The following is a 17,970-nucleotide window of genomic DNA, read 5'->3' on the forward strand; positions in this document are numbered from 1 at the left end:
GTTTCCAACACTATCAGGCTTTTCCCGGCCCCCTGACCACCGTCCCGCAGGCATGCGGAAGATGATCCAGAGTTGGGATCCATCAGAGTTGGTTGCTGCCCTGTTAAGCGCGCTCGATCGCGTCGCTCACCCTCAGGCAGGGGTACGACTGTACACGGGGCCGCGGATCGCACGCAAATCCATTAGGCTGGTGGTCTAGACCACGGATCGGACTCTCGTGCGGAACCGGTACTTCATCTGACATACCCTGCTGCACAGTGCGCCGTCCGGGACAAGCAGTAACGACCCTGTACATCTCCACCCCTGGGAGGCTTCCCATGACCACCGTGACGTCCCCTCTCGCAGGACGCGCCATCGGACTGGCCGCTGTGCCCGATCCGGTCTTCTCCGGAGCCATGGTCGGCCCTGGTACCGCGATCGACCCGGTGCGCGAACCCTCCGAGGCCGTGGCGCCCGTGGATGGGGTGATCGTCTCCCTCCACCCGCACGCGTTCGTCGTCGTCGACTCCGAGGGGCACGGTGTGCTCACCCACCTCGGTATCGACACCGTGCAGCTCAACGGTGAGGGCTTCGAGCTCCTCGTGAACAAGGGCGACACCGTGACCCGCGGTCAGGCCGTCGTGCGCTGGAACCCCGCCGCGGTCGAGGAGAGCGGTAAGTCTCCCGTGTGCCCCGTCGTGGCCCTGGAGGCCACGGCCGATGCCCTCGGCGAGCTCCGCGAGGACGGCGACATGAAGGCCGGCGACCTTCTCTTTACCTGGCAGTGATGCCGACGCCGCCCTACAGGACGGCACAGAGGACTACCAACGCGGCGGCGGGACCCGCCGCTCTATCGGAGACAGGTGAGATGGAGACAACGCTGCGAGGCGTCGGCGTCAGTCACGGTGTGGCGATCGGCGAGGTCCGGCACATGGGAACGGCGGTGCTCGAGCCGCCTGCCAAGCAGATACCGGCCGAAGAGGCGGAGCGCGAACAGGGGCGCGCACGCCAGGCCGTGGAGGCCGTCGCGGCCGATCTGATGGCGCGCGGCAACCTGGCGGGCGGCGAGGCCCAGGCGGTGCTCGAGGCGCAGGCCATGATGGCCCAGGACCCCGAGCTGATGGTGGACGTGGAGCGGCGTATCGCCGTCGGCAGCACGGCCGAGCGGGCCGTGTACGACGCGTTCGCCGCGTATCGCGAGCTGCTGGCGGGGGCCGGCGAGTACCTCGCGGGCCGGGTGGCCGACCTCGACGACGTGCGGAACCGTATCGTCGCCCGTCTCCTGGGCGTCCCGATGCCGGGCGTCCCGGACAGCGACGAGCCGTACGTGCTGGTGGCCCGGGACCTGGCGCCGGCCGACACCGCGTTGCTCGACCCGACCCTGGTGCTCGGCTTCGTCACCGAGGAAGGCGGTCCCACCAGCCACAGCGCGATCCTGGCGCGCGCGCTCGGTGTGCCGGCCGTCGTGGCGCTGCCGGGCGCCGGTGAACTGGCCGAGGGCACGATGATCGCGGTCGACGGCAGCACCGGCGAGATCTTCGTGCACCCGAGCGAGGAGAAGAAGGCCCAGCTCCGGGCCGCGGCCGCGGAGCGCAAGGCCGGCGTGGCGGGGGCGACCGGTCCGGGTGCGACGGCCGACGGGCACAAGGTGCCGCTGCTGGCGAACGTCGGTGGGCCGGCGGACGTACCGGCCGCCGTGGAGGCGGGGGCCGAGGGCGTCGGGCTGTTCCGTACCGAGTTCCTCTTCCTCGACGACAGCAAGAACGCGCCCACCGAGGAGAAGCAGGTCGAGGCCTACCGCCGGGTGCTCGAAGCCTTCCCCGAGGGGCGGGTCGTCGTGCGGGTGCTCGACGCGGGCGCCGACAAGCCGCTGGACTTCCTGACCCCGGCCGACGAACCGAACCCGGCGCTGGGCGTGCGGGGTCTGCGCACCCTGCTGGACCACCCGGAGGTGTTGCGGACCCAGCTGACGGCGCTGGCGAAGGCCGCCGAGGATCTGCCGGTCCATCTCGAGGTGATGGCCCCGATGGTGGCGGACCGTGCCGACGCCAAGGCGTTCGCGGACGCGTGCCGCGGGGCCGGGCTGCGGGCGAAGTTCGGTGCCATGGTGGAGATCCCTTCCGCCGCGCTGCGGGCCCGTTCGATTCTGCGGGAGGTCGAGTTCCTGTCGCTGGGCACGAATGACCTCGCCCAGTACACGTTCGCCGCGGACCGGCAGGTGGGCGCGGTGTCCCGGCTGCAGGATCCGTGGCAGCCCGCGCTGCTCGACCTGGTCGCGCTGGCGGCCGAGGCGGCCGGGGCCGAGGGCAAGAGCTGCGGGGTGTGCGGTGAGGCGGCGTCCGATCCGCTGCTCGCCTGTGTGCTGACCGGTCTGGGCGTCACCTCTCTCTCCATGGGTGCGGCGTCGATTCCTTATGTGCGGGCGACTCTGGCGAAGTACACGCTGGCGCAGTGCGAGCGGGCGGCTGCGGCGGCGCGGGCGACGGACAGTGCCGCGGAGGCGCGGAGCGCGGCCCAGGCCGTGCTGTCCGGCGAGTAGGCACTCACCGCCGACCTCTGGTCGGTGATCAGGGGCGCTCCGCTTTCGAGTGGAGCGCCCCTTCGGGTGTCGGTTCAGTGGTGGTGGTCGGGCCGGGGGTCCTCCTCCAGGTCCGGCGGGACGCTGTAGTCGACTCCGGACTCGGGTGCGATGAGGTCACCGGATTCGGCGTCGGTGCAGTAGGCGTCGAAGACCTCGCCGGCGGTCAGGGGTTCGAGGCCGTCGCCGCGCATGCGCCAGCCGTAGACCCGGTCGGGGCCGCCGGGGGTGCTCGTGCGCATGACCAGGCCGCCGGGGCCGCGGGTGGCGAGGCCGAGGGCGAGGACGGTGGTGAACTCCAGGGCTTCGGCCCCGTCGACCTGTTCCGTGCTGTCGGTCTCGTCGTCGGCGTGGAGGGCGGCGACGAGGGTTTCGGGTGTGCCCGTGACGCTGCAGACGAGGTGCCGGTCGCCGGGCGGGGCCGTGTCGAGGATGCGGACGACCAGGTCGGATGCGCGTTGGAAGGCGGCGCGGCCGATGTCCTCGCCGCAGGTGGCGCAGGACCCGAGGCGGGCGAGCAGGGTGGCGGCGTACTCCCAGGTGGCCTGACGTACGGCTTCGTCGACCAGGGCGGGGAGCAGGTCGGCGAGCGGCTGGCCGTCGTAGGGGATGGTGGGGCCGGTGGTCGCCAGCTGGGCGGTGAAGCGGCTGCGGCTGGCGGGGAGGTCGGGGTCGAGGTGGCCGGCGGCGCAGAAGTCGGCGTATTCCTGCGGGTCGAAGAGGGCGACGGTGGTGTGCGTGCCGTGCAGGGCGCGGACCCGGAGGAGGTCTTCGACCTGGCGGAGGTAGGTGGGGTGGTCGTCGAAGGTGAAGCTGCGGTAGCGCTTCATGGCCCGGAAGTCGTGTTCGTCGGTGAGCAGGCCGATGGTGCCGGCGATTTCGCGGCGCAGGACGCGGCGCATGAGCTGACGGTCGGTGAGTGCCATGTTTCCCCCTGTGTGCATGGTCGATCAATGCTCACTCACAGTAACCGGCGCCACTGACAATGGGCCTCGCGTGAGCCGTTCGCGGACCAGTCGGTGCTGGATTGCGCAGGTCAGGGCGATGGTGGCGCCGAAGGTGAGCCAGCCGAGGGGGCCGGTGGCGATGGCTGCGGTGACGGCGAGTGGTCCGATGCTGCGCTGGGCGGACTGGGCCAGGCCGTGGGCTCCGAGGTAGGCGCCCTGGGCGGTGTCGGGGGCCAGGGCGACGGAGAGTTCCCAGGAGATCGTGGCGTGGAGGATCTCGGCGAGCGTGAACAGGGCTGCCGCGGCGGTGAGGAACAGGGTGGTGGTGACGGTTCCGCCGGTCGCGGAGGCGGCCATGGCGATGCCGGCGAGGGCGAAGGCCGCCGAGAGCGGGGCGAGGAGGCGGCGGGCGGCGGCCGTGGTGGCGCCGAAGCGTGCCAGGGGGACCTGGAGGGCCACGACCATCACGTTGTTGAGGACCATGAGCAGGGGGGCGAGGCCCTGGGGTGCCGTGTCGGTGTGGGCGATCCAGAGGGGCAGGCCGACCTTGAACACGGCGTCGTCGAGGAAGAGCACGGTGTCGGTGGCGACGTAGGCGAGATACGTGCGGTCGCGCCAGGGGCTGGTGGGCGTGGCGGTGGTCCGCGGGTCCTTGGAGGTGGTCACCGTGCGGGTGTGGGAGCGGGGTTCGTCGACGCGGAGGGTGAGCAGGGCACAGGCGAGGAAGGAGAGGGCGTCGCCCGCGAGGAGCCAGCGGTAGGCGGCTGTGGTGCCGAGGGTCAGTGCGGCTGCGGCGGCGAGGCCGCCGAGGGCCCAGCCGGCGTTGGCGACGGTGCGCTGGAGGGCCTGGTAGCGGACGCGGTCGGGGCCTGCGACGCGGGTGGCGTAGAGCTTGGTGAGGACGTTGGCGGCGCGGTCGCCGAGGCTGCCGAGGGAGCAGTAGGCGACGAGGAGGGCGTAGTGGTCGGTGGTCAGCAGGGCGAGGGAGGTGAGGGCGCGCAGCAGTTGGACGGTGACGAGGACGCGGGTGACGGGGAAGCGGTCCGCCAGGCGGCCGCCGAGGGGGGCTCCGGCGATTCCGGCGGCTCCGGCCACGGCGACGAGGGTGCCGATCCGGGCGACGGAGAGGCCTGAGACGTAGGTGAAGTACAGGACGCTGACGGATGCCCACAGTCCGCTGCCGACGCGGTCGACGAGGGCGATGGTCAGCATGCGGCGTCCGTCGAGACCTCCGGGTGTGCCACGGCTCCAGGTGTTGGCGCGGTGGATCATTCGCACGGGCTCCCCCTTGCCTCGAATTATGTATTGATACATACTTGGCCATGTGGCAACACAATATGGGATCAGTGGTACGACGGCCAAGGGGATTGCCGCGTCCGTCGAGCGGGGCGTGGCCGAGGGCGCGTTGGGGCCGGGGGCCTCGCTGCCTCCGGTGCGGCGGCTGGCGGACGAGCTCGGGGTGAGTCCCGGGACGGTCGCCACGGCCTACACGGAGCTGCGGCGGCGGGGCATCGTCGTCACGCGCGGCCGGGGCGGCACGGTGGTGGCGCCGGTTCCCGCGGTGGCCTCGCGCAGGCCGCCGAGGGTGCCGGAGGGGTTGCGCGACCTGGCCGGCGGGCATCCCGATCCGCAGCTGCTGCCCGCGCTGGTGCCTCCCACGCGTCTGTCCCCCGGGGCCCGTTCGCATCGCTCGGCGCCCCGGCTGGAGCGGCTGGAGGAGGCCGTACGGGACTGGCTGCGGCCCGACGGCGTACCGGTGGAACAGGTGACGTTCGCGCACGGCGCGCTGGATCTGGTCGGCCGGCTGCTGTCCGTGGAGCTCCGCCCCGGGGACGCCGTGGCCATGGAGGATCCCGGCTACCACCATCTGCTGGATCTGGTCACGGCCCTCGGGCTGCGGATCGTGCCGGTGGCCGTGGACGACCAGGGGCTTCGTCCGGAGGCACTTCGCACCGCCGTACGGTCGGGGGTGCGCGCGCTGGTGTGCAGTCCCCGTGCGCAGAACCCCTGGGGGGGCTGTTTCTCCGAGGCGCGCCGGGACGAGCTCGTCGAGGTGCTGCGGGGCGAGCCGGATCTGTTGGTCGTCGAGAACGACCATGCCTCGGCGGTCGCGGACGCGCCCTTGTGGTCGCTGACGTCGGGTGGGCTCTCGCGCTGGGTGCACGTGCGGACGGTGAGCAAGTTCCTCGGGACGGACCTGCGGTGGGCGGCCGCGGCCTGTGACCCGGTCACGCTGGCGCGGCACGACGGGCGGCTGCTGCTGACGTCCGGGTGGGTCAGCCATCTCCTCCAGGAGACGGTGTACCGCTTGCTGACCGACGACGACACGCGCGCGTTGGTGACCCGCGCGCGGGAGACGTACGCCCGGCGCCGGGCCGCGTTGCTGCGGGAGCTGGCGGTCCGCGGCCTCGCGGCGCACGGGGCGAGCGGGATGAACGTGTGGGTGCCGGTGGGGGACGAGTCGGCCGTGGTGAACGGCTTGCGGTCGCAGGGGTGGTGGGTGGCCGCGGGAGCCCGGTTCCGGCTGGCGTCGCAGCCGGGCGTGCGGATCTCCGTGGCCGAGCTGGAACCCGTGGACGCGGCACGGCTGGCCTCGGACTTCGCCGCGGTCCTGGGCGAGTCCGAGGCCACCTACGGCGGCTGAGCGTCCTGGCGGGACGCGCCGCGGGAGTGAGGCCTTCTGTGTGTCAGGCCTTCTTGCGGGCGAGTTCCTCGTAGAAGTGGAGCAGTTCCAGGTTGTCGATGGAGCCCGGGTTGACCGCCTTCTCCAGTGGGGTGCCCTGGAGGAGGCGCTTGACGGGGACCTCGATGCGCTTGCCGGTGAGGGTGTGCGGGACCCCGGGCACCTCGATCACCTCGTCGGGCACATGGCGCGGCGACAGCTGCTCGCGGATGGCCTGCTTGATCCGGCCGAGCAGGGCGTCGTCGAGGACGGCTCCGGGGACCAGATGCACGAAGAGGGGCATCCAGTAGCCGCCGTCGGGCTGTTCGATGCCGATGACCAGGGATTCCTTGATCTCGGGCAGCCGTTCCACGACCTCGTAGATGTCGGCCGACCCCATACGGACGCCCTGGCGGTTGAGCGTGGAGTCGGAGCGGCCGTGGATGACGACCGAGCCGCGTGAGGTGACGGTGATCCAGTCGCCGTGGCGCCAGACGCCGGGGTAGGTGTCGAAGTAGCTGTCGTGGTAGCGGCTGCCGTCGGGGTCGTTCCAGAAGTGCACCGGCATGGACGGCATGGGGTTGGTGACCACGAGTTCGCCGACCTCGTCGACGACGGGGTGCCCGTTCGGGTCCCACGACTGGAGATCGGTGCCGAGTCCGGGTGCCTGGAGCTCTCCGGTGTACACGGGCAGGGTCGGTACGGCGCCGGCGAAGCAGGAGCACACGTCGGTGCCGCCGCTGACGGAGGCGATCCACAGATCCTCGCGGACCTCGTCGTGCAGCCAGCGGAAGCCGTCCGGCGGGAGCGGGGAGCCGGTGGTGGCCACGCACTGGATCCGGGAGAGGTCGAAGTCGCGGGCGGGGTGCACCTCCGCCTTGCGGCAGGCCATGACGTACGCCGCCGAGGTGCCGTAGAGGGTGGCTCCCGTGCGTTCGGCGACGCGCCACTGGGCGCCGGTGTCGGGGTATCCGGGGCTGCCGTCGTAGAGGACGACGGTCGTGCCCGTGAGGAGGCCGGAGACGAGGAAGTTCCACATCATCCAGCCGGTCGAGGTGTACCAGAAGAAACGATCCTCGGGGCCCAGGTCGCAGTGCAGGCCGAGCTGTTTGAGGTGCTCGACCAGGATGCCGCCCTGGGACTGGACGATCGCCTTGGGCAGGCCGGTCGTACCGGAGGAGTAGAGGACCCACAGGGGATGGGCGAAGGGGACCTGTGCGAAGACGGGTTCCTCGTCGCCGGCCGTGAGCGCCGCCCATTCCAGGGCTCCCTCGGGGGCCTCGCTGCCGAGGAGCGGGATGTGGACGACCGCGCGCAGGGTGGGCAGCTCACGGCGCAGCTCCGCGACGGCGTCGCGGCGGTCGTGTTCCTTGCCGCCGTAGCGGTAGCCGTCGACGGTGAACAGCACGACGGGTTCGACCTGCTGGAAGCGGTCGAGGACGCTGCGGGCGCCGAAGTCGGGGGCGCAGGAGGTCCAGACCCCGCCCACGGCGGCGGTGGCGAGGAGGGCGACGACGGCCTGCGGGATGTTCGGGAGGTAGCCGCTGACCCGGTCCCCCGGGCGCACGCCCAGGTCGCGCAGCCGGGCGGCCAGCGCACCGACCTGGCGGCGCAGCTCCGACCAGGTCACCGGCTGCGGTTCGTGGGACTCGTCGACATACAGCAGGGCCGGTTCGTCCGGGCGGGTGACCGCCGCGCGCAGGGCGTGCTCGGCGTAGTTCAGTGTGGCCTCGGGGAACCAGGCGGCACCCGGCATGGAGCGGTCGCCCAGCACGCGCGCGTAGGGCGTGGAGAACCGCACGTCGAACCACTGCGTGACGGCTGCCCAGAACGGCTCCAGCTCGTCGACGGACCAGCGGTGCAGAGCCGGGTACCCGCCGTCCGCGGGGGCTCCGTGGTGCTCGGCCGCCCAGGCTTGGAACCTGGTGACCTGGGCCTTCGCGATGCGCTGGGGATCTGGCCGCCAGAGCGGCTCGGGGTTCACGGTCGACATGGGGCGGCTCCCGGACTGTGGCGCGTCGTGTGCGTCGCCGCGCACGTGCGGGGTGTGCGCGGGACGCGGCTGACAGGGACGATGCCATGTGATCGACTTCTGCACCAGGGTGTGCCCCACACAGTCCCTGTCGTGAAGATCTGGTCCCGGCACGGGTGAACGGCAGTTGAACGACACGCGCGTGTGGAGCGGTCAGTGGCAGGGTGAACAGCATGGACGGTCGTGACCTGGTGCGTTCGATGAAGACGGTGGGCTCTCCCGGGCCGGCCGGGGGGCTGCGTACCGTACGGGCCGCCTGGCGCCGGAGGCGCGCCGACGCCACCGGGTTGCCGGCGCGGGGTGCCGAGCGTGCCCGGGTGCCGGGGCCGGTGCTGGACGTGGAACCGGGGCCCGGTGGAGGCACGATCCGGTTCAGCCGCTCGGACCTGCGGATCTTCGTGGCGGTGAACGGGGCGGTCTTCTGGGGCTGGGACGGGGCCGAGCCGGAGCCGTCGTACGCGCTGGCCGGGCGGTGCCCGGAGCCCGATCCGCGGGCGGTGCTGGAGCCGGACAAGGACGGCGGCTGGCGGGTGGTGGCCGAGCGGGTGACCGTGGTGGTCTCGCGGCACGGTGCGGTCGAGGTGTGCACGCCGGGCGGGGTGACGTTGCGGCGTGATCTGCCGCCGCGCTGGTGGGAGCCGCAGGACGGCGGTCCGGCGCGCTGGATGCAGCGGTCGGAGGTGGCGGCGGACGCGCGTTTCTTCGGGCTCGGCGGGCGGGCGTCGGGGCCCCGGCTGCGGGGCGGGACGTACCGGCTGTGGAACACGGATCCCGGACGCGCGTTCGACCGGGAGGACGATCCGCTGTATCTGACGATGCCGGTGCAGCTGGTGGTGTCCGATGCGGCCACGCATCTCGTGTTCCACGACACCTCCTGGGACGGCACGGTGACCTTGAAGGAGGGCGCGGAGGGGGCCGGGTCGGGGCACGACCGGCCGGGGTCGAGCGAGCTGCGGATGGACGGCGGCCTGTTGCGGTGCTGGGTCGTGGTGGGCACTCCCGCGCGCGTGCTGCTCGTGTGGGCGTCGCTCACCGGGGCACCGGCGCTGCCTCCCGCATGGGCGCTGGGCCACCATCACGCGCGCTGGGGCTTCGGCTCCGAGCAGGAGGTGCGGCGGATCGTGGCGGGCTATCACGAGCACGGTCTGCCGCTGGACGCCGTCCATCTCGACATCGACCACTTCGACGAGCACCGGGTGTTCACCGTCGACCAGGACCGCTTCCCCAAGCTGCCGGTGCTCGCCGAGGAGCTGCGGCGGGACGGTATCCGGCTGGTCTCGATCGTCGATCCCGCGGTCCGGGCCGAGGCGGGCAACGCCGTCTACGACAGCGGGCTCGCCGAGGACGCGTTCGTGAAGGACGCCGCGGGGCGGCTCGTCGAGGGCGTGGCGTGGCCGGGTGAGGCGGTGTTCCCCGACTTCACGCGCGCGCGTGTACGGCGCTGGTGGGGAGGGCTGTACGGGGAGCGCGTCGGGCAGGGGTTCGCCGGTTTCTGGCACGACATGAACGAACCGACGTCGTTCACGGCCTTCGGCGAGGCGACGCTGCCCCGGTCGGCCCGTCACGCGCTGGACGGGCGGGACGGCGACCACCGGGAGGCCCACAACGTCTACGCCCTGTGCATGGCCAGGGCGGCCTACGAAGGGCTGCGGGAGCTGCTGCCCGAGGAGCGGCCGTTCCTGTTCTCCCGCTCCGGCTGGGCGGGCCTGCAGCGTTACGGCGGGACCTGGTCGGGGGACGTGGCCACGGGCTGGCCCGGGCTGCGGGCGTCGCTGGCGCTGGTGATGGGGCTCGGGCTGTGCGGGGTGCCGTACTCCGGGCCGGACGTGGGCGGCTTCGACGGGAGTCCGTCGCCGGAGTTGTATCTGCGGTGGTTCCAGCTGGGCGCCTATCTGCCGCTGTTCCGGACGCACGCGAGCCTGCGGGCGGGGCGCCGTGAGCCGTGGGAGTTCGGTCCGCAGGTGTTGGAGCACGCGCGCGTGGCGCTCGTCGAACGGCGGCGGCTGCTGCCGTACTTCATCACACTGGCGCATCTGGCGCGGCGTACCGGGGCACCGTATGTGCGTCCGGTGTGGTGGGGCGCGCCCGAGGACCGGGCGCTACGGGACTGCGAGGACGCCTTTCTGCTGGGTGACAGCCTGCTAGTGGCTCCGGTGCTGGCTCCGGGGGTCGAGCGGCGTGCGGTGCAGCTGCCGAGGGGGCTCTGGTACGACACCGCGACCGGGCAGCGGCACCGGGGGCCGGGGCAGGTGCTCGTGGACGCGCCGCTGGCGCGGATCCCGGTGTTCGCGCGCGCGGGTGCCGTCATACCGGTGCGCGGGGACGACGGAGGGCTGGAGCTGGAGGTGTGGACACCGGCCCGGGGGCGGACCGGTGGCGGCCTGGTGGTGCGGGACGCGGGCGACGGCTGGGACGAGCCCGAGATCGAGCGGTACGTCGCCCGGTGGGAGGGCCGGCAGGTCGTCGTCGAGCGTGAGGGCGAGGACGGCCTGAGGGAGGCGTCCCATCCCGTCCGGGTGCGCGGGTTCGGTTAGCGCCGGCGCGCCCGGGCGGTCGAGCGGTGGGCTCAGATGTAGCGGCCCTCGAAGAACGCGCGTACCGCGTGCGTGTGCAGCGGGAAGGCGAGTTCCTCGGGTCCGCGCAGGATGTGCCAGCCCTCCGTCTCGTCGGTGGCCGCCGACTCCGGGAGGCGGTCGGCGGGCCGCTCCGGGAGCAGCCCGAACACCAGCAGGTGGCCGTCGGACGAGCTCATGGCGTCGGCGAGGCGGACGTCGCGGCTCGCGGCGTCGATGCCGGTCTCCTCGCGGAGTTCACGGACGACGGCCTGCCGCCAGTCCTCGCGGTGGTCGATGAAGCCGCCGGGCAGGGCGACGCCGCCGCGCGCGGGGGCGATCGTTCGGGTGATGACGACCAGGCCGGTGCCCGCCGTGTCGTAGACGGGCTGGAGGGCTACGGCCACCGGCAGCGGGTTGCGGTAGGCGATGGCGGCGCAGGCCGGGCAGGCGCGGGGCCAGCCGGTGACGCCCTCCCCGTAGGGCGCTCCGCAGCTCGAACAGTGGGAGTCGCGTGCGGAGTTCGCATGGGAGTGCAGAGATTCGGACACGCGGCGGAGCGTATCCGATCTTGGGGAGGGCGTCGTACGCGTGTGCTCGGTGCGCGGTGAGGAATGCGGCGGAGCCGTCGCGGAGCGTCGCGTCATGTCGCCTCCCTGCCCATTTGCCGGTGCGCGTGCCACACTCCTGACGTCTCGTCAGGTCCAGCACGGAGGAGGCGCGTTGTCACGTACACGCACACCTGTGGTGGCCGGGTGGTTCACCGGGGACGGGGAGGACTTCAGACTGCTCGGCACGCGCTGCTCGGCGTGCCGCTCTGTCTTCTTCCCGCGTGAGGACACGCACTGCCGCAATCCGGGGTGCCTGGGCGAAGAGCTGGAGGAGGTCCCGCTGTCACGGCGGGGACGCGTCTGGTCGTACACGGACAGCCGCTACCGCCCTCCGTCACCCTATGTGACCGATGCGGAACTTCCGTGGGAGCCGTACGCGTTGATCGCCGTGGAGCTGGAGTCCGAGCGGATCGTGGTGCTGGGACAGGCGGTTCCGGGTGTCACCGTCGCGGATCTGGCGGTGGGCATGGAGGTGGAGGTCGTCCCCGGCGTGCTGAGCGAGGACGCGGAGACGACCTGGACGACGTGGCAGTGGCGGCCGACGGGGGTGGCGGGATGACGGCAGAGGTGGCGGTCCTCGGCGCGGGGATGCATCCGTGGGGCAAGTGGGGGCGCGGCTTCGTGGAGTACGGCGTGGCGGCCGCGCGGGCGGCCCTGGCCGATGCCGGTCTGGACTGGCGCGACGTCGGCGCGGTCGTCGGCGCGGACACGGTGCGTGGTGGCTACCCGGGGTATGTGGCCGGGGCGACGTTCGCCAAGGCCCTGGGCTGGCAGGGCGCGCGCGTGACGAATGTGTACGCGGCGTGCGCGTCGGGAGCGCAGGCGATCGACACGGCGCGGGCGCGGATCCTCGCGGGTCTGACGGACGTGGCGCTCGTGGTGGGGGCCGACGCGGCGCCGAAGGGCTTCTTCCGGCCCGCGGGCGGGGACCGGCCGGACGACCCGGACTGGCTGCGGTTCCGGGTCCTCGGCGCCACGAATCCGACGTACTTCGGGCTGTACGCGCGCCGCCGCATGGCGGTGCACGGGGACACCGTGGAAGACTTCGCCCAGGTGAAGGTGAAGAACGCCGCCATGGGGGCGCTCAACCCGCGCGCGCGCTACCGCAAGCGGGTCACCGCCGAGGAGGTCGCCGCCTCGCCGGTGGTCGCCGATCCGCTGCGGCTGCTGGACATCTGCGCGACCTCGGACGGCGGGGCAGCGCTGGTCCTGTCGAGCATGGAGTTCGCACGTCGGCACGGTGTGGCGGAGCCGGTGCGGATCCGGGCCGTGTCCACCGTGACGCCCCGTTATCCCAGCGCCGTTCTGGATCTGCCGGACATCGCGACCGACTCAGCGGTCGCGGTGGAACCCCCGGACGAGCCGTTCCGGGCGTCGATCGCCCGCGCGGCCTACGAGGAGGCGGGCATCGGGCCCGAGGACCTGTCGCTGGCGGAGGTCTACGACCTGTCCACCGCCCTGGAGTTGCAGTGGTACGAGGATCTCGGCCTCTGCGGCGAGGGCGAGGGCGCCAAGCTGCTGCGGGAGGGCGCGACGGCGCCGGGGGGCCGCATACCGGTGAACACCAGCGGGGGCCTGGCCTCATTCGGGGAGGCGGTGCCGGCGCAGGCGATCGCTCAGGTATGCGAGCTGACCTGGCAGTTGCGGGGGCAGGCGGGAGAGCGTCAGATCCCCCACGCGCGCGTGGGCGTCACGGCGAACCAGGGGCTGTTCGGGCACGGGTCCGCGGTGCTCGCCGTGCGGTGAGGGACGGGTCCGGGCCGGGACGCCCGACGCGGGTACGTCGGCCGAGTCCGACCGGCGTCGGCCAGGTGCCGGCCGACCGGGAAGGGCTGGATTTACCGGCACCGCGGACAGCTGCTCGCGGGTCTCCTCTACCCCGTGACCTTCTGAGCCGTGGGGCGGGCGGCCCGTACCCCCGGTCGGCGGGGGTGCGGGCCGTGCGGGGCTCAGGTGGTGACGGTCTGACGGCGCTCGGTGCCGAAGTCCATCGCGTGCTGGACGACTCCGACGAGGACGTCCCTGACGGAGCGCCGGTCGCGCGCGTCGCACAGGATCACCGGGATGTCGTCGTCGAGGTCCAAGGCCGCGCGGACGTCCGCCACGGGGTAACGGTCGGCTCCCTCGAAGCAGTTGACGCCGATGAGGAAGGGGATGCCGCGCCGTTCGAAGTAGTCGACGGCGGCGAAGCAGTCCTCCAGGCGACGGGTGTCGGCGAGCACGACGGCACCGAGCGCGCCCTCGGAGAGCTCGTCCCACATGAACCAGAACCGTTCCTGGCCGGGTGTGCCGAACAGGTACAGCACCAGGTCCTCGCGCAGGGTGATGCGCCCGAAGTCCATGGCGACGGTGGTCGTGTGCTTGCGCTCGACGCCGGTGAGATCGTCGATCGGCCGGCCGGCCTCGGTGAGGTACTCCTCGGTGCGCAGTGGCCTGATCTCGCTGACGGCGCCGACGAGGGTGGTCTTGCCCACCCCGAAACCGCCGGCGACCAGGATCTTGAGCGTGACGGGCTCGACCGGGGGCTTGCCGCGCTCAGGACGCCCGAGGATCATCGTTCACTTCTCCTGCTTGGTGGTGTGACTGGGCTGTGGGGCGGTGGGCCGTAGCCCCCGCCGCCGGGGGTCTCGACGACGAGTACGTCACCGGGGCCGACGTCCGTGGAACCGCTCCCGCCGAGCCGGACGACCGTACCGTCGGCGCGTTCCACACGGTTGGCGCCCGGCGCGCCGGAGGCCCCTCCGGCCATACCGTACGGGGGAACCCTGCGGTGTTGGGAGAGGGTGGAGACCGTCATGCGTTCCCGGAAGCGGATCCGGCGGACGGCGCCGTCCCCGCCGTGCCATCGTCCGGCCCCGCCGCTGCCGTGCCGCACGGCGAACTCCTCCAGTTGTACCGGAAGGCGCCACTCCAGCACCTCGGGATCGGTCAGCCGGGAATTGGTCATGTGGGTCTGGACGACGGCGGCGCCGTGGAATCCGTCGCCCGCGCCGGACCCTGAGGCAACGGTCTCGTAGTACTGGTGGTGTGCGTTGCCGAAGGTGACGTTGTTCATGGTGCCGGAGCCCTCGGCCTGGACGCCCAGCGCCGCGTAGAGGGCGCCGGTGATCGCCTGGGACGTCTCCACGTTGCCCGCGACGACGGCGGCGGGGGGTTCGGGGGCGAGCAGGGAGCCGGGCGGCACGACGATCCGCAGGGGGCGCAGACAGCCGTCGTTGAGGGGGATGTCGTCGGCGACGAGCGTGCGGAACACGTACAGGACGGCCGCGTTGACGACCGCGTAAGGGGCGTTGAAGTTGGTGGCGAGCTGGGGCGAGGTCCCGGTGAAGTCGACGGTCGCGGAGCGGTTCTCGCGGTCCACTCGTACCCGTACCCGTATGACGGCGCCCGAGTCGGTCTCGTAGGTGTACGCGCCGTCGTCGAGGGCGTCGATGACGCGCCGTACCGCTTCCTCGGCGTTGTCCTGGACGTGGCGCATGTAGGCCTGGACGACGTCGAGCCCGAAGTCCTCGATCATGCGGGCGACTTCTTCGACGCCCTTGCGGTTGGCGGCGATCTGGGCGCGCAGGTCGGCGAGGTTGGTCGTCGGGTTGCGGGAGGGGTGGGCGGCCCCGGTGAGCAGGCGGAGGGTCTCCTTCTCGCGGAACCGCCCGCGCTCGGCGAGCAGCCAGTTGTCGAAGAGGACGCCTTCCTCGTCGATGGTGCGGCTGTCCGCGGGCATGGAGCCCGGGGCGATGCCGCCGATCTCGGCGTGATGGCCCCGGGAGGCCACGTAGAAGAGGATCTCGTGCTCACTCTCCGTGTCCCCGCCGCGGGGCGTGTCGAAGACCGGGGTGATCACGGTGACGTCGGGCAGGTGGGTGCCGCCGTGGTACGGGTCGTTGACCGCGTAGGTGTCCCCCGGCCGCATCCCCGCCCCGCGGCGGCGGATGACCTCCTTGACGCTGGTGCCCATCGAGCCCAGGTGGACGGGGATGTGCGGCGCGTTGGCCACCAGGTTTCCGTCCGGGTCAAAGAGGGCGCAGGAGAAGTCGAGGCGTTCCTTGATGTTGACGGACTGGGCCGTGGACTCCAGGCGGGCGCCCATCTGTTCGGCGATGGACATGAACAGGTTGTTGAAGACCTCGAGCAGCACCGGATCGACGTGTGTAGCGAGTCGGGAACTCTGCGTGACCATCGTGCGTTCCATGACCAGATGCCCGTCGTGGGTCGCCGCGGCCTCCCAGCCGTCGTCGACCACGGTCGTGGCGCCGGCCTCGGTGATGATCGCGGGGCCGGTGACGGGCTCGCCGGGAGGAAGGTCCTCGCGGCGGTGCAGGGGTACGTCGCGCCAGGCGCCGCCGGTGTGGAGGCGGACGGTCCGTGGCGTGGCGGTGCGGCCCTCGTACGGGGCGAGGGCGGACAGATCGGGGGGTCGTGTGATGCCGGTCGCTTCCACGGAGAGCGCTTCGACGACGATCGGGCGGTCGAGCGTGAAGGAGTACGTGGCGCGATGACGTTCTTCGAAGGCATGTGTCATCGCCGCGGGCTCGGTGAGTTCGACGGTGAGGGTGGTGTCGGTGCCGTCGTAGCGCAGCTGTGCGCGGCGGGTGACGCGGACGCGTTCGTCGGGGACGTCCTCGGCGCGGAGTTCGGCGCGAGCCGCCGATTCGAGGGCGTCGGCGGTCTGGCGGATGCCGGGCATGGCCCCGGCTTCGAGGGGCGCCTCGACGGACTGTTCGCGCATGGCGGTGGTGTCGGCGAGGCCGATGCCGAGCGCGGACAGCACCCCGGCCATGGGGGGCACCAGGACGGTGCGGATGCCGAGCGAGTCGGCGACCCGGCAGGCGTGCTGTCCCCCTGCGCCGCCGAAGGTCGTCAGGGCGTAGCGGGTGACGTCGTGGCCCTTCTGTACGGAGATGCGCTTCACGGCGTTGGCGATGTCGGCCACGGCGATCCGGAGGAATCCCTCGGCGACCTGTTCGGGGGTGCGGTCGTCGCCGGTGACCTCGTGGATCTCGCGGGCGAGGGCGGTGAAGCGGTCGCGGACCAGGGCGGCGTCCAGGGGCTGGTCGCCGTCGGGGCCGAACACCTCGGGGAAGTGGGCGGGCTGGATCCGGCCGAGCATGACGTTGGCGTCGGTGACGGCGAGCGGGCCGCCCGCGCGGTAGCAGGCCGGGCCCGGGTGGGCCCCCGCGGAGTCCGGTCCGACGCGGTAGCGGGAGCCGTCGAACCGCAGGACGGAACCGCCGCCCGCGGCGACGGTGTGGATGTCCAGCATGGGGGCGCGCAGCCGGACGCCGGCCAGCTGTGTGGTGAAGACGCGTTCGTACTCCCCCGCGAAGTGGGAGACGTCGGTGGAGGTGCCGCCCATGTCGAAGCCGATGACGCGGTCGAAGCCGGCGAGCTGGGACATGCGGGCCATGCCGACGATGCCGCCGGCCGGCCCGGACAGGACGGCGTCCTTGCCGCGGAACTGGTGGGCCTCGGCGAGCCCGCCGTTGGACTGCATGAACATCAGCCGGATGTCGTGGAGGGCGTCGGCGACCCGGTGGACGTACCGGCGCAGTACGGGCGAGAGGTAGGCGTCGACGACGGTGGTGTCCCCGCGCGGGACGAGTTTCATGAGGGGGCTGACCTCGCTCGACAGCGAGATCTGCGGGAAGCCGACGCTGGCGGCCAGGCGTCCTACGGCCTGCTCGTGCTCGGGGTGGAGATGACTGTGCATGCAGACCACGGCGACGGCCCGGATCCCGTCGTCGTACGCCTCGCGCAGGGCGCCGGCGAGGGAGTCCAGGTCGGGCGCGCGCAGCACGGTGCCGTCGGCCGCGATGCGCTCGTCCACCTCCACGACCCGTTCGTGGAGCAGTTCGGGGAGCTCGATCCGGCGGGCGAAGATCTGCGGGCGGTTCTGGTAGGCGATCCGCAGGGCGTCGCGGAATCCGCGGGTGATGACGAGGAGGGTGCGTTCGCCCGTGCGTTCCAGCAGGGCGTTGGTGGCGACCGTCGTGCCCATGCGGACGGACTCGACGGGGTCGGCCGAGTCCGCCAGCAGGGCGCGGACCCCGGCGACGGCCGCGTCGGGGTACCGCGCCGGGTTCTCCGACAGCAGCTTGTGCGTCAGCAGCCGGCCGTCCGGGCGGCGCGCGACGACATCGGTGAAGGTCCCGCCCCGGTCCACCCAGAACTGCCAGCCGCTCACGTCGTCACCTCGCTTCCGCGCTGCTCACAGCGCTCGGAGGCCGTTGATCACGTCACGGAGAATGCTCACGTCCACCAGCTCGGCCGGGGGTACGGGCCGGTTCACATGGACGTACTCCGTGTCCACGAGGTCCCCGACGAGGACCCGTACCACGCCGATGGGCAGGTCGAGCTCCGCGGACAGCTCGGCGACCGACTGCGGCGCCCCGAGGCACAGGTCCACGATGTGCACGTGTTCCGGGGACAGCGAGGGGTCGGCCTCCGCCTCGTCCGCGTGGGGCTCGGCGACGACCAGTGCGATCAGATCGAGACGGTGCTGGACCGCACTGGTGGTGCGGCCCCGTGTCATGGCATAGGGACGGACGACCGGACCGGCCTCGTCGTCGAACCAGTGGCTGCTTCCCTGACCGTCTGTGCTCATGCCATCCC

General features: G+C 72.2%; 12 protein-coding genes and 1 pseudogene. 6 read left to right on the forward strand and 7 right to left on the reverse strand.

What is annotated here, in order from left to right; genetic code table 11:
- Positions 1-317 precede the first annotated feature (317 nt).
- On the forward strand, positions 318-767 hold the full coding sequence (locus AQJ58_RS14295; RefSeq protein WP_067249791.1) for a PTS sugar transporter subunit IIA: 450 nt from the start codon (positions 318-320) through the stop codon (positions 765-767).
- 80 nt (positions 768-847) lie between these two features.
- Entirely contained in the window at positions 848-2,518 is a 1,671-nt protein-coding gene (ptsP, locus tag AQJ58_RS14300; RefSeq protein ID WP_067249794.1) for a phosphoenolpyruvate--protein phosphotransferase, read from the forward strand.
- Positions 2,519-2,592: 74 nt separating this feature from the next.
- Here ptsP and AQJ58_RS14305 read toward each other — a convergent pair whose 3' ends face one another.
- Entirely contained in the window at positions 2,593-3,483 is an 891-nt protein-coding gene (locus AQJ58_RS14305; protein WP_067249797.1) for a hypothetical protein, read from the reverse strand.
- 24 nt (positions 3,484-3,507) lie between these two features.
- Complete coding sequence (locus AQJ58_RS14310) at positions 3,508-4,776, reverse strand: MFS transporter (protein ID WP_324613764.1); 1,269 nt, start codon at positions 4,774-4,776, stop codon at positions 3,508-3,510.
- Positions 4,777-4,828: 52 nt separating this feature from the next.
- On the opposite strand from AQJ58_RS14310, the gene AQJ58_RS14315 reads away from it, so the two are divergent.
- Positions 4,829-6,148, forward strand: coding sequence for an aminotransferase class I/II-fold pyridoxal phosphate-dependent enzyme (locus AQJ58_RS14315; RefSeq protein WP_067249800.1), 1,320 nt, complete (start codon positions 4,829-4,831; stop codon positions 6,146-6,148).
- Between the two features lie 43 nt (positions 6,149-6,191).
- Here the strand turns inward: AQJ58_RS14315 and AQJ58_RS14320 are convergent, their stop codons facing one another.
- Positions 6,192-8,159, reverse strand: coding sequence for an acetoacetate--CoA ligase (locus AQJ58_RS14320; RefSeq protein ID WP_067249803.1), 1,968 nt, complete (start codon positions 8,157-8,159; stop codon positions 6,192-6,194).
- 212 nt (positions 8,160-8,371) lie between these two features.
- Between AQJ58_RS14320 and AQJ58_RS14325 the strand changes: the two genes are divergently transcribed.
- Positions 8,372-10,732 (forward strand): glycoside hydrolase family 31 protein, encoded by a 2,361-nt coding sequence (locus AQJ58_RS14325; protein ID WP_067249806.1) that lies wholly within the window; start codon positions 8,372-8,374, stop codon positions 10,730-10,732.
- Positions 10,733-10,764: 32 nt separating this feature from the next.
- Here the strand turns inward: AQJ58_RS14325 and AQJ58_RS14330 are convergent, their stop codons facing one another.
- Complete coding sequence (locus tag AQJ58_RS14330) at positions 10,765-11,301, reverse strand: NUDIX domain-containing protein (protein WP_067249809.1); 537 nt, start codon at positions 11,299-11,301, stop codon at positions 10,765-10,767.
- A gap of 193 nt (positions 11,302-11,494) precedes the next feature.
- On the opposite strand from AQJ58_RS14330, the gene AQJ58_RS14335 reads away from it, so the two are divergent.
- Together AQJ58_RS14335 and AQJ58_RS14340 are read left to right on the forward strand one after the other, a co-directional pair.
- Entirely contained in the window at positions 11,495-11,920 is a 426-nt protein-coding gene (locus AQJ58_RS14335; RefSeq protein WP_067249812.1) for a Zn-ribbon domain-containing OB-fold protein, read from the forward strand.
- Positions 11,917-13,107, forward strand: a complete 1,191-nt coding sequence (locus AQJ58_RS14340) for a lipid-transfer protein (protein ID WP_067250871.1) — start codon at positions 11,917-11,919, stop codon at positions 13,105-13,107. Before AQJ58_RS14335 ends, AQJ58_RS14340 begins: the two co-directional genes overlap by 4 nt.
- A gap of 203 nt (positions 13,108-13,310) precedes the next feature.
- Here the strand turns inward: AQJ58_RS14340 and AQJ58_RS14345 are convergent, their stop codons facing one another.
- The 3 genes and pseudogenes from AQJ58_RS14345 to AQJ58_RS14355 form a co-directional block, all read right to left on the reverse strand.
- Positions 13,311-13,916, reverse strand: coding sequence for a GTP-binding protein (locus tag AQJ58_RS14345; protein ID WP_067249815.1), 606 nt, complete (start codon positions 13,914-13,916; stop codon positions 13,311-13,313).
- A pseudogene (locus AQJ58_RS14350) lies at positions 13,897-17,542 on the reverse strand (hydantoinase B/oxoprolinase family protein). The gene AQJ58_RS14345 and the pseudogene AQJ58_RS14350 overlap by 20 nt, the downstream one beginning before the upstream one ends.
- Positions 17,543-17,566: 24 nt before the next feature.
- Positions 17,567-17,962, reverse strand: coding sequence for a DUF742 domain-containing protein (locus AQJ58_RS14355; RefSeq protein ID WP_067249818.1), 396 nt, complete (start codon positions 17,960-17,962; stop codon positions 17,567-17,569).
- Positions 17,963-17,970 lie beyond the last annotated feature (8 nt).

The sequence above is a fragment of the Streptomyces sp. DSM 15324 genome (assembly GCF_001514285.1).
Taxonomy (GTDB): domain Bacteria; phylum Actinomycetota; class Actinomycetes; order Streptomycetales; family Streptomycetaceae; genus Streptomyces.